Source organism: Nissabacter sp. SGAir0207 (genome assembly GCF_005491205.1).
GTDB lineage: Bacteria > Pseudomonadota > Gammaproteobacteria > Enterobacterales > Enterobacteriaceae > Chimaeribacter.
In genome coordinates this window covers 2036707-2048458 of the sequence record NZ_CP028035.1, presented here as the reverse complement: position 1 = coordinate 2048458, position 11752 = coordinate 2036707, and the positions used below count along the sequence as shown (strand labels likewise).

The following is an 11752-nucleotide window of genomic DNA, read 5'->3' as shown; positions in this document are numbered from 1 at the left end:
CATGCCGTATGTAGCAGGAGACACCATGGTTCGCCATGCGTGGCAGGAGGGGTATGCCATCGGCGCGTTCAGCGCGCACAACGCCGAGACCATTCTGGCGGTGCTGGAGGCGGCGGAGGCGGAGCGCTCGCCGGTGATGATCCAGATTGGTCAGCGCGCCATCAACACGCTGGGCCTCGCGCCGCTGAAGGCGCTGGTGGACGCCTATCTGGGTCGCGTCAGCGTGCCGGTCTGCGTCCACCTCGACCACAGCCGCCGCTTTGAGCAGACGCTGGAGGCGGTGCGCTGCGGCTTCCAGTCGGTGATGTTTGATGGCTCGCACCTGCCGTTCGCCGAGAATGCGCGCATCACGCGCGCGGTGGCGGAGGTGGCCCACGCGCTGAAGATTGGTTGCGAGGGGGAGATTGGCAAAATTGGCGGCGTGGAGGATGAGATAGACGTGGCCGATGAGGAGGCGCTGATCACCTCCTGCGAAGAGGCGGCGCGCTTTGTGGCGGCCACCGGCGTTGACTATCTGGCGGTCTCGATCGGCACCGCCCACGGCCTCTACACCCGGCCACCGAAACTGGCTTTCGGGCGGCTGGCGGAGCTACGTGAGACGGTGGCGCGCCCGGTGGTACTGCACGGCGGCTCCGGCGTGCCGGATGCGCAGATCCAGCGGGCGATTGGGCTGGGGGTAGCCAAGATCAATGTGGACACGGAGCTGCGGCAGGCGTTCACCGAAGGCATGGCCGGGGTACTGGCGGAGAACCCGCAGGAGTACGCGCTGGCCGTGACGCTGGGCCGTGGCCGTGAGGCGATGCGCCAGAAGGTGCAGGAGAAGATCCGCCTGTTTGGCAGTCAGGGGCGGGCATAGGGGGAACAGGTAATGACAGAGATACATGAGGCTCCCTTCGGGGAGCACCACGGGCAAGCGGTGAGGCTGTTTACCCTCACCAACGGGCAGGGGATGCGGCTGGCGGTGACCAACTATGGCTGCATCATCACCCAGCTGTGGGTGCCAGACCGGCAGGGCGTGCCGGGCGACGTGGTGCTGGGGTTTGACACGCTGGCGGAGTATCAGGCTGGCCACCCCTTTTTCGGTGCCATCGCTGGCCGCTGCGCCAACCGCATTGGCGGTGGCCGCTTCCGGCTGGCGGGCCGGACGCACACGCTGGCCTGCAATGAGACGGCGACCGGCCAGCATCTGCATGGCGGCGTCTGTGGCTTTGACAAACGGCTGTGGCAGGCGGAGCCGGATGGCGACGGCGTGCTGTTCTACTACCGCGCAGCGGATGGCGAGGAGGGCTACCCCGGCAACCTGGAGGTGATTCACCGCATCAGCCTGCGTGAGGATAACGTATTGGCTTTTGACTATCAGGCGACCTGCGACCAGCCGACGCCGGTCAACCTCACCAACCACAGCTACTACAACCTCTCGGCGCAGGCGGAGGATATCCGCCGCCATTGGTTGCAGATTGACGCCGATTTCTACACCCCGGTAGAGGAGCAAACGATGCTGCCGACCGGCGAGATCCGCGCGGTGGCCGATAGCCCGGTCGATTTCCGCCAGCCGCGCCCGCTGGCGGAGGTGATGACCCCGCTGCCGCAGCAGGGGATTGACCTCAACTTTGTGCTGCGCGGCGGCGAGGGGGCGCTGCACCCGGCGGCCACCCTCTACCACCCGGCCAGCGGGCGTGAGATGCGCGTTACCACCAACCAGCCCGGCGTGCAGTGCTACAACGCCTTCAAGCTGTCGAACAAACGCTGGATCGGCAAGGGGCAGCGCCACTATGCCGCCTTCGCGGGCCTCTGTCTGGAGACGCAGGCGTTCCCTGACAGCCTGCACCAGCCGCACTTCCCCGGCATCGTGCTCCAGCCCGGCGAACGCTATCGCCACCACACCGAACACACCTTCTCCACCCGAGCGGAGGATTGAGATGAACCCACAACCCACTTTGGGCGTGCTGGCGCTGGGCCGCGCCACCTTCGATGTGCCCTATGCCGAACAGATGCTGGCGCAGGCGTGGCAGACGCTGCGCCAGTTGCCGGTGACGCTGGCTGGCGAGCCGGTGCTCTGTCTGGACGCGGAGACCACGCGCACGGCGCTGGGCACCCTGCGCGCCGCCCAGCCGGATCTGCTGCTGATTGTGCAAGCGACCTTTACCGACGCCTCGCTGACCACTGAGGTGCTGCGCGAGCTGGATCTGCCAGCGCTGCTCTGGTCATTCCCCGAGCCGCGCACCGGCGGCCGCCTGCGGCTGAATGCCTTCTGCGGCGTCAATCTGGCCTGCCACGCCCTGAGCCGCCTAAATATCACGCCGTTGACCCTGCACGCCGCGCCAGACAGCCCGGCCGCCGCCGCTGAGCTGGCGCTGGCGGCCAGGGCGGCGGGCCTCGTCTCGCGTCTGCGCCGGTCACGGCTGCTGGTGATTGGCGATCATCCCACCGGCTTTGACGCCTGCAACTACCAGCCGCAGGAGCTGGCCGGCCGCCTCGGTGTGGCCCACGATCGGCTGGAGGTGGGTGCCTTCATCAATCAGGTGAAAGCGCTGCCCGACAGCGTGGCTGACGCGCCGTGGCAGCGCCGGGCACGGGACTTCAGCAACCTGGCGGAGATGGACCCGGTGGCGACGCGCAAGACGCTGAAGACCTACGCTGCCCTGCAACAGCAGGCGGCAGACGGGAACTATGATGGCATCGCGGTGCGCTGCTGGCCGGACTTCTTCACCGACTACGGCTGTGCCGCCTGCGGTGCGCTGGCGCTGATGAATGAGGATGGCGTGCCCTGTGGTTGCGAGGCGGATCTCTACGGCGTGATCTCCTCGCTGCTGTTGCAGTGGGCTTCCGGGGAGGGGGCGTTCAATACCGATCTGGTGGACATCGATCCGCAGGACAACAGTGTGGTGTTCTGGCACTGTGGACAGGCACCGATTGAGATGGCTGACCGTGACGGCCCGGTGCGTGCGACGCTGCACTCCAACCGCAAGCTGCCGCTGCTGTCGGAGTTCGCGCTGAAGCCGGGGCGCATCACTCTCTGCCGCATCAGCCAGGGGCAGGGCAAGCTGCGGCTGATGCTGGCGGGCGGCGAAATGCTGAAAGCGCCGCTGGCCTTCTCCGGCACCTCCGGGGTGGCGCGGCTGGACGTGGACGCCGACACCTACCGGCAACGCCTGCTGGCCGCTGGCATGGAGCACCACACCTCACTGGTCTATGGCGATCACCGGCCGTTGCTGCGCAAGGTGGCGCAACTGCTGGATCTGGAACTGCTGGAGCTGGCATGACGCCAGCCCCCACACAGGGAGTCAATGATGAGCACGTTACCCAAGAATGTCCGCTTTACCCCCACCGCCGATGGCTTCCACCTCACGCTGGATGGCAAGCCGCTGCTGTGCCACAGCGCCGCGCGCCCCTGTCTGGTGGCCGGGCGCGGCGTGGCGGACATTGAGATGTTCCGCGGCAACTTTAGCGTGAAAGATCAACTGGAAGAGAAGCTGGCCCTCACCACTTGCCACATTGCGCCGCACGATGGCGGGCAAGTGGTGACGCTGTCACGCGGCGAAGTGGCCGCCGCCCGGCTGACGCTGGGCAGTGACGACAGCGGGCGGCTGACGCTCAACGTCCAGACGCTGACGCCGCACTACAACCGGCTGTGGATCAACCTCGAGGCGGAGCCGGAGGAGCGCGTCTACGGCTGTGGCGAGCAGTTCTCCTACTTCAACCTGCGCGGCCGCCCCTTCCCGCTCTGGACCAGCGAGCAGGGCGTGGGCCGCAACAAAAAGAGCTTCGTCACCTGGCAGGCGGATTGCCAGGAGAACGCTGGCGGCGACTACTACTGGACTTTCTTCCCGCAGCCGACCTTTGTCTCCAGCCGCCGCTACTTCTGCCACTTCAGCAACAGCGGCTACATGTGCTTTGACTTCTCGCAGCCAGAGCGCCACCAACTGGCGGTGTGGGAGGGGCAGGCCGACCTCTGCTTTGAGGCGGCAGAGAGCCTGCTGGCGCTGGTCAGCCGGGTGAGCGCGCTGCTGGGCCGCCAGCCGGAGCTGCCGGAGTGGGTCTATGACGGCATCATCCTTGGCATTCAGGGCGGCACCGAGGTGTGCCAGCAGAAGCTGGATCGCGCCCGCGCGCTGGGGGTGCCGGTGGCGGGCATCTGGGCGCAGGATTGGGAGGGGCGGCGCGTCACCTCCTTTGGCAAGCGGCTGATGTGGAACTGGCGCTGGGATGAGACGCTCTATCCGGGGCTAGATCAGCGCATCGCGCAGTGGCGCAAGGAGGGGGTGCGCTTCCTCGGCTATATCAACCCCTACGTGGCGGTGGAGAAGGAGCTGTATGCCGAGGCGGCGGCGCGCGGCTACCTCACCACGGACGCCGACGGCGGCCCCTATCAGGTGGAGTTTGGCGAGTTCTACGCTGGCGTGGTGGATCTGACCAACCCGGCGGCCTACGACTGGTACAAGGGCGTCATCAAGCAGAACCTGATCGCCTTTGGCCTCGACGGCTGGATGGCCGACTTCGGCGAGTACCTGCCCACCGACACCCATTTGCACAACGGCGTCAGCGCCGAGATCATGCACAACGCGTGGCCGGTGCTGTGGGCGAAGTGCAACTACGAGGCGCTGGCGGAGAGCGGCAAGCTCGGCGAGATCCTGTTCTTCATGCGCGCTGGCTTCAGCGGCAGCCAGAAATATTCGGTGATGATGTGGGCCGGCGACCAGAACGTTGACTGGAGTCTGGACGATGGGCTGGCCTCGGTGATCCCGGCGGCGCTGTCGCTGGCGATGTGCGGCCACGGCCTGCACCACAGTGACCTCGGCGGCTACACCACGCTGTTCGGCATGGCGCGCAGCAAGGAGCTGCTGCTGCGCTGGTGCGACTTCGCCGCCTTCACGCCGCTAATGCGCAGCCACGAGGGCAACCGGCCGGATGACAACTGGCAGTTCGACAGCGACGACGACACCCTGCGCCATCTGGCGCGCATGGGGCAGGTGTTCCGCCGCCTGAAGCCCTACCTGCAACAGGCGGTGGCGCAGAACAGCCAACAGGGCGTGCCGGTGATGCGGCCGCTGCTGCTGCACTACGAGGATGACCCGCGCACCTGGGATCTCGGCTACCAGTACCTGCTGGGGCGCGACCTGCTGGTGGCGCCGGTGCACCAGCCCGGCCAGCATGAGTGGCGGCTCTACCTGCCCCATGACCAGTGGGTGCACCTCTGGAGCGGCGAGCCGTATGACGGTGGCCGCGAGGTGACGGTGGCCGCGCCGCTCGGGCAGCCGCCGGTGTTCTACCGCCGCGACAGCCAGTGGGCCACGCTGTTTGCCGGGTTGCGCGACGCCTGACGCCCGCCACGGCGCACCGCCCCGGCGGTGCGCCTTCAAGGAGAATCCATCATGAATCCACAGACTCAGCCGGCGTTGCCGCTGCGTGAGAAGGTCGCCTATGGGCTGGGGGACGTCGGCTCCAACCTGCTGCTGGACATTGGCACCCTCTACCTGCTGAAGTTCTACACCGATGTGCTTGGCCTGCCCGGTGCCTGGGGCGGCCTGATCTTTTTGGTCGCCAAGTTCTTCACCGCCTTCACGGACATGGGCACCGGGCTGCTGCTGGATGCCCGCCGCGCTGGCCCCGGTGGCAAATTCCGCCCCTTTATCCTCTATGCCGCCTTCCCGGTGGCGCTGCTGGCGGTGGCCAACTTTGCTGGCACCCCCTTCGGCCTGACCGGCAGGGCGCTGTTCGCCACGCTGCTGTTTATGCTCTACGGGCTGTTCTTCAGCCTGATGAACTGCGCCTACGGCGCGATGGTGCCCGCCATCACCCAACACCCCGATGAGCGGGCGCAGCTGGCCGCCTGGCGGCAGGGCGGGGCGACGCTCGGGCTGCTGCTCTGTACCGTCGGCTTTGTGCCGATCCTCGACCTGTTCGCCGGCCGGCCCCAGCTCGGCTACCTGATGGCCGCCAGCCTGTTCGCGCTGCTGGGGCTGGCCTGCATGTGGCTCTGCGCCCGTGGCGTCACCGAGCGCCACGTCGCACCGGCGGCCAGCCAGCGCGCCAGCCTGCTTGGCTCCTTCCGCGCCATTGCTGGCAACCGGCCGCTGTTTGTGCTCTGCCTCGCCAACCTCTGCACGCTGGCGGCGTTCAACGTCAAGCTGGCGATCCAGATCTACTACATCCAGTACGTGCTCAATGACCTGTCGCTGATGGCGTGGATGGGCTTCTTCAGCATGGGCTGCGTCATGCTGGGCGTGTTCTGCGTGCCGCGCGCGGTGCGCCGGTTCGGCAAGAAGCGGGTCTACCTCGGCGGGCTGCTGCTCTGGGCGGTGGGCGATCTGCTCAACTACCTGCTGGGCAACGACCCCCTCAGCTTTGTGCTGCTCTCCTGCCTGACCTTCTTCGGCTCTGCCTTCGTCAACAGCCTCAACTGGGCGCTGGTCTCTGACACCGTGGAGTATGGCGAGTGGCGCACCGGCGTGCGCGCCGAGGGCACGGTCTACACCGGCTTTACCTTTTTCCGCAAGATGTCGCAGGCGCTGGCCGGTTTCTTCCCCGGCCTGATGCTGACGCAGATTGGCTACGTGCCGAACGTGGCGCAGTCCGCCGAGGCGCTGGAGGGGCTACGCCAGCTGATCTTCCTCTACCCCTGTGGGCTGGCGCTGCTGACGGCGCTGATCATGGGGCGCGGCTACCGCCTCAACGAGCAGGTTTACGTGAAGATTGTCGGCGAACTGGCAGCCCGGCGGCACACTGCCTGATTTGACCCTACACTTACCCACCGGCCTGTGGCCAGAGAGGGAACCATGACGCAACAGAGTGATGTGTTGGCCGTACCCCCGGCGGTGGATGCCGCCCCCAGCGTGCTGCCGGTGACGCTGCGGGAGAAGATCGCCTACGGGCTGGGCGACGTCGGCAATGGCTTTATGTTTGACCTCGGCCAGATCTACCTGCTGAAGTTCTACACCGACACCCTCGGCCTGCCCCCGGCGGCGGCCGGTGGGGTCTTCTTCTTCACCAAAATCTTCGACGCGCTGGCGGACTTCAGCGTCGGCACCTGGGTTGACCGGCGGCAGCGCATCGGGCCGCGCGGCAAGTTCCGCCCCTTTATGCTCTATGGCGCGGTGCCGCTCGGGCTGGCGACCGTCGCCAGCTTCACCCAGCCGGACTTCTCGCCCGACGGGATGCTGCTGTGGGCCTACTTCACCTACATGCTGTTTGGCCTGATCTACAGCATCGTCAATATTCCCTATGGCTCGATGATCGCCGCCATGACCCAGGACCCGGTGGAGCGGGCGCAGCTCGCCGCGTGGCGGCAGGGCGGCTCCAACCTGGCGCTGCTGATCACCACCGTCAGCTTTGTGCCGCTGCTGTCGATGGCGCCCGCCACCCCGCAGGGCGCGCTGTGCGTGGTGGCGCTGTTTGCCAGCGCCGGGGTGGCGCTGCAACTCTTCTGCTACGCCAATATCCGTGAGCGGGTGCGCCCGGCCACCACCGCCGCGCGCGATCGTGCACCGCTGCCGTTGCGCCCGGCGCTGCTGGCGATCGTGCGCAACCGGCCGCTGCTGCTGCTCTGTCTGGTGAACGTGCTGACCTTCTCCGCCTTCAACGTCAAGCTGGTGGCGCAGGTCTACTACTGCCAGTACGTGTTGCAGGACATCAACATCCTGCCGTGGATGGGCTTCTTCAGCATGGGCTGCGTCTTCCTTGGCGTGCTCTGCGTGCCCTGGCTCTCCAAGCATCGCGGCAAAAAGTTCACCTTTATCCTTGGCTGTGCCATCTGGGCGCTGGGCGAGCTGTGCAACTACTTCTGGCCGGCACCGGACAGCGTCAGTTTTATTCTCTTCTCCTGTCTGGCCTTCTACGGCAGCGCGCTGGTCAACAGCCTCTACTGGGCCTTCGCCTCCGATGCGGTGGAGTATGGCGAGTGGCGCACCGGGCTGCGCACCGAGGGGATGGTCTACGCCTTCTTCACCTTCAGCCGCAAGCTGTCACAGGCGATTGCCGGCTCGCTGCCGGGGGTGGTGCTGGCGTGGGTCGGCTATCGGCCCAACAGCCTCCAGACCGTGGAGGTGCAGCACGGCATGACGCTGCTGATGTTCATCTACCCCGGCGCGCTGGCCCTGCTGACGCTGCTGATCTGGTGGCGCGGCTACCGGCTGGATGAGCAGCGTTACGAGGAGATTCTGCTGGATTTGCAGCGGCGCAGCGGTTAAGGAGTGTTCATTATCCCGACAATTGTCTATACTGAACACTGACAATTGTCGGACAAGGAGAGAACCATGCGCGCATATATCCCTACCCAACCCTCGCAGGATCACGCCTTGTGGCGTTTTGCTGGCCTGCCGGGCGACCGGGGGCGGGCGCTGATCTCAGCGTTGCAGGCCGGGCTGCCGGTCGAGGTGCTGGAGAGCATCCGCGACTGGTCATCCATGTCGCAGGCAGAGATTTTGCGCATCGCTGGCATCAACGAGCGCAACATCGCCCGGCGCAAGCAGGCGGGCAGCACGCTCTCGGCGGATGAGAGCGAACGCATCGCGCGGCTGGTGCGGGTGTTTGACGCCGCCGTGCAGCTCTTCGGCGGCGACAAGCAGGAGGCCGGTGACTGGCTGCGCTCGCCGGTCAAGGGGCTGGGGCAGGTCAGCCCGCTGTCGCTGATCGCCACCGAGAGTGGCGCGATTGAGGTGCTGGATCTGATTGGTCGGCTGGAGCATGGTGTGATCGCATGATCTTCTACCGGTTGGTCAAGGCCGCGTTTGCCGATGAGGCGTGGAGCGGCAGCGGCGCCAAGCGCTTTGGCGGCCGCTGGAACCACAAGGGGCAGGCGGCGGTGTACGTCTCCAGCTCCATCGCGCTTGCCGCGCTGGAGATTCTGGTGCATGCCCCGCGCCAGAGCCTGCTGGAGCGCTACGCGCTGTTCAGCATTGAACTGCCGGACAGTGAGGTGAACTACCTGGAGTCGCGCTACCTGCCCGATGACTGGACGCACGACCCGGCACCGCTCTCGACAATGGATCTCGGCAGCGGCTGGCTGGAGGCCAACAGCGGCGCGGCGCTGATGGTGCCCTCCTGCGTCATTCCCCATGAAAACAACGCCTTGCTCAACCCCCACCACCCGGCATTCCGCGCCGCGCTGGAGAGCGTGGTGGCCTATGACTTCAATTTTGACCGCCGTCTGGCGCTCTGACGGCAAAACTCGGATTGCCCCGCATTGAGCATTGTGCTTCCTGCCGCTAGGCTGGGCGGGTTTAAACATGCATTATTTTAATGAATTGAGGGGATAGTATGATCTTTTCCGTACGCCGCCTGATGGCATTGGCGCTGGCTGGCACGCTGGTCAGTGGGGCGGCGCAAGCCGATTTGATGGGCGCGCTGAAGAGCGCCAATGACGCGCTGAATGGCAACAACGCCAACGGCACCACCACCAGCACCACAACCAACACCGGCGGCACCTCGCTGACCACCCTGATGGGGCTGCTCAACGGCGGCGACAGCGCGTTGAAGGCCGACAGCGCCAGCAACGCGGCGGGCGTGCTGGAGTACTGCGTGAAGAACAATGTGCTCTCCACCAGCAAGGCCAGCAGCGTCAAGGATCAGTTGCTGAGCAAGCTCGGCATCCAGAGCGCCGCTGGCGCGGAGAACGAGGAGTACCAGCAGGGGCTGGGCGGCCTGTTGCAGACCGGGCAGGGCACCAGCCTTAACCTCGCCAGCCTCGGGGCGGGCACCCAGCAACTGCGTGACAAGCTGAAAACCAAGGCCTGTGACGTAGTGCTGAAACAGTCAGCGAAACTGCTGTAACTTGCCAGCCGGGGACTCCGCCCCGGCCTATTCGTAGACCTTCTCGCGATACTCGCACAGATCCTCAATCAGGCAGGAGCCGCAGCGCGGCTTGCGGGCGATGCAGGTGTAACGCCCATGCAGGATCAGCCAGTGGTGGCAATCGACCTTGAACTCCGCTGGCACCACCTTCAACAGCTTCTCCTCCACCTGATCGACGTTCTTGCCCGGTGCCAGATTGGTGCGGTTGGAGACGCGGAAGATGTGGGTATCGACGGCGATGGTCGGCCAGCCAAAGGCGGTGTTAAGCACCACGTTGGCGGTCTTGCGCCCGACGCCCGGCAGCGCCTCCAGCGCTGCGCGATCTTCCGGCACCTCGCCGCCGTGGCGCTCCAGCAGCAGCCGGCAGGTCTTGATGACGTTCTCCGCCTTGCTGTTGTAGAGGCCAATGGTCTTGATGTACTCCTTTACCCCGTCCACGCCCAATTCCAGTATCGCCTGTGGCGTGTTTGCCACCGGGTAGAGCCGGGCAGTGGCTTTGTTGACGCTGACGTCGGTGGCCTGCGCCGACAGCAGCACCGCGATCAGCAGTTCAAACGGCGTGCTGTAGACCAGCTCGGTGGTGGGGTGCGGGTTGTTGTCGCGCAACCGGGTCAGGATGGCGACGCGCTTCTCCCGGTTCATGCGTTCCCCGCCTCACCCGGCAGGGTGGTAACCGGGATGGCCTTCGCCGCCGCGGCCCGCGCCTTCATCTTCTGGTCAATCAGGTATTTGATCGCCAGCAGCATCGCCAGACCGATAAAGGCCCCCGGCGGCAGCATCGCCAGCAGGAACGGCGTGTCGAGGTGCGCCACCTCCACCCGCAGCACCTTGGCCCAACTGCCGAGCAGCAGGTCAGCGCCATCAAACAGCGTGCCGTTGCCCAGGATCTCACGCATGGATCCCAGCACGAACATCGCCGCGGTGCCGCCGAGGCCGGTCATCAGGCCATCCAGCGCCGCGTAGCGCACCGGTGCCTTGGCGGCGTAGGCTTCCGGCCGGCCAATCACGATGCAGTTGGTGACGATCAGCGGGATAAAGATGCCCAGCGACTGGTAGAGGCCGTAGGCATAGGCGTTGATCAGCATCTGCACGCAACTCACCACCGAGGCGATGATCATCACGTAGATCGGGATGCGGATCTCATGGGGGATCCAGCGCTGCATCAGCGAAATGGAGGTGTTGGTGCAGAGCAGCACCAGCGTGGTCGCCAGCCCCAGCCCGAGGGCGTTGGTGGCGGTCGAGGTGACGGCCAGCAGCGGGCACATGCCCAGCAGCTGCACCAGTGCCGAGTTGTTCTTCCACAACCCGTCAACGATTACGCGTTTGGCTTCACTCATCAGAGGCTCCACAAGGGGGTAAAGTGGCAAGTTTCGGCGGCAGGCTCTCCATCAAGAGCGTGGTGCGGCGCACCGCATTCACCACCGCGCGCGGGGTGATGGTGGCACCGGTGAACTGGTCAAACATGCCGCCATCTTTCTTCACCGCCCAGCGGCGGTCATTTGGCCCATCAATGCTCTGTTGGGCGAAGTGCTTGATCCAATCAGAGATCCGCACCTCAATTTTATCACCCAGACCCGGCGTCTCATGGTGCTCCAGCACGCGGGTGCCGTAGACCTTGCCGTGGAAATCGGCGGCCACCAGGATCTGGATGGCACCGGAGTAGCCATCCGGCGCGGTGGTCTCAATCGCCGCCGCCACCGGCTCGCCGTCCTTGCGCGCCAGATAGAGGCGGTGCGGGCCGACGTTGCCGAGCGCCGGATCGGTAATCAGGTAGCACTCGCGCTGCATGTGGTTGTCATAGATGTCCGTTGGGATCACCTGATCAAACAGCGCTTTCTGCTGCTGGGCGGCCTGATCGTTGATGGTTGGCCGGGTCAGGTGGTAGACCACCGCCGTCAGGCCGGTGGTCAACGCCGCGAACAGCGCCAGGGTAGTGCCGTGGCGTCGCATGGTATCAAACATC

The 11752-nt window shown here is 65.7% G+C and carries 12 protein-coding genes; 9 read left to right on the top strand and 3 right to left on the bottom strand.

Annotation, left to right across the window (positions count from 1 at the left end):
- Position 1 precedes the first annotated feature (1 nt).
- The 9 genes from C1N62_RS08825 to C1N62_RS08785 all read left to right on the top strand — a co-directional run bounded on the left by C1N62_RS08825 (position 2) and on the right by C1N62_RS08785 (position 9768).
- Complete coding sequence (locus tag C1N62_RS08825) at positions 2–856, top strand: class II fructose-bisphosphate aldolase (protein ID WP_137763284.1); 855 nt, start codon at positions 2–4, stop codon at positions 854–856.
- Between the two features lie 12 nt (positions 857–868).
- Positions 869–1918 (top strand): aldose epimerase family protein, encoded by a 1050-nt coding sequence (locus C1N62_RS08820; RefSeq protein ID WP_137763283.1) that lies wholly within the window; start codon positions 869–871, stop codon positions 1916–1918.
- A 1-nt stretch (position 1919) separates the two neighbouring features.
- Positions 1920–3263, top strand: a complete 1344-nt coding sequence (locus tag C1N62_RS08815) for an L-fucose/L-arabinose isomerase family protein (protein ID WP_137763282.1) — start codon at positions 1920–1922, stop codon at positions 3261–3263.
- Positions 3264–3290: 27 nt separating this feature from the next.
- Positions 3291–5321: an alpha-glucosidase gene (locus C1N62_RS08810; RefSeq protein WP_137763281.1), complete on the top strand. Its 2031-nt coding sequence runs from the start codon at positions 3291–3293 to the stop codon at positions 5319–5321.
- Positions 5322–5372: 51 nt separating this feature from the next.
- On the top strand, positions 5373–6731 hold the full coding sequence (locus tag C1N62_RS08805; protein WP_137763280.1) for an MFS transporter: 1359 nt from the start codon (positions 5373–5375) through the stop codon (positions 6729–6731).
- 45 nt (positions 6732–6776) lie between these two features.
- The gene (locus tag C1N62_RS08800) at positions 6777–8186 is read left to right on the top strand and encodes an MFS transporter (protein ID WP_137763279.1); all 1410 of its coding nucleotides are present in this window, start codon (positions 6777–6779) and stop codon (positions 8184–8186) included.
- Positions 8187–8252: 66 nt separating this feature from the next.
- Positions 8253–8699: an antitoxin Xre/MbcA/ParS toxin-binding domain-containing protein gene (locus C1N62_RS08795; protein ID WP_137763278.1), complete on the top strand. Its 447-nt coding sequence runs from the start codon at positions 8253–8255 to the stop codon at positions 8697–8699.
- The gene (locus tag C1N62_RS08790; protein ID WP_137763277.1) at positions 8696–9157 is read left to right on the top strand and encodes an RES family NAD+ phosphorylase; all 462 of its coding nucleotides are present in this window, start codon (positions 8696–8698) and stop codon (positions 9155–9157) included. Before C1N62_RS08795 ends, C1N62_RS08790 begins: the two co-directional genes overlap by 4 nt.
- A 98-nt stretch (positions 9158–9255) precedes the next feature.
- Entirely contained in the window at positions 9256–9768 is a 513-nt protein-coding gene (locus C1N62_RS08785) for a DUF2501 domain-containing protein (protein ID WP_137763276.1), read from the top strand.
- A gap of 27 nt (positions 9769–9795) precedes the next feature.
- Here the strand turns inward: C1N62_RS08785 and nth are convergent, their stop codons facing one another.
- From nth to rsxG, 3 genes are read right to left on the bottom strand one after another with little or no spacing between them, the layout of a single operon-like run.
- Positions 9796–10431 carry an endonuclease III gene (gene nth, locus C1N62_RS08780; protein WP_137763275.1) on the bottom strand — a complete coding sequence of 212 codons (636 nt, stop codon included), beginning with the start codon at positions 10429–10431 and terminating at the stop codon, positions 9796–9798.
- On the bottom strand, positions 10428–11126 hold the full coding sequence (locus C1N62_RS08775) for an electron transport complex subunit E (RefSeq protein ID WP_137763274.1): 699 nt from the start codon (positions 11124–11126) through the stop codon (positions 10428–10430). The genes nth and C1N62_RS08775 overlap by 4 nt, the downstream gene beginning before the upstream one ends.
- Complete coding sequence (gene rsxG / locus C1N62_RS08770) at positions 11119–11751, bottom strand: electron transport complex subunit RsxG (protein ID WP_137763273.1); 633 nt, start codon at positions 11749–11751, stop codon at positions 11119–11121. The genes C1N62_RS08775 and rsxG overlap by 8 nt, the downstream gene beginning before the upstream one ends.
- Position 11752: the final 1 nt, after the last annotated feature.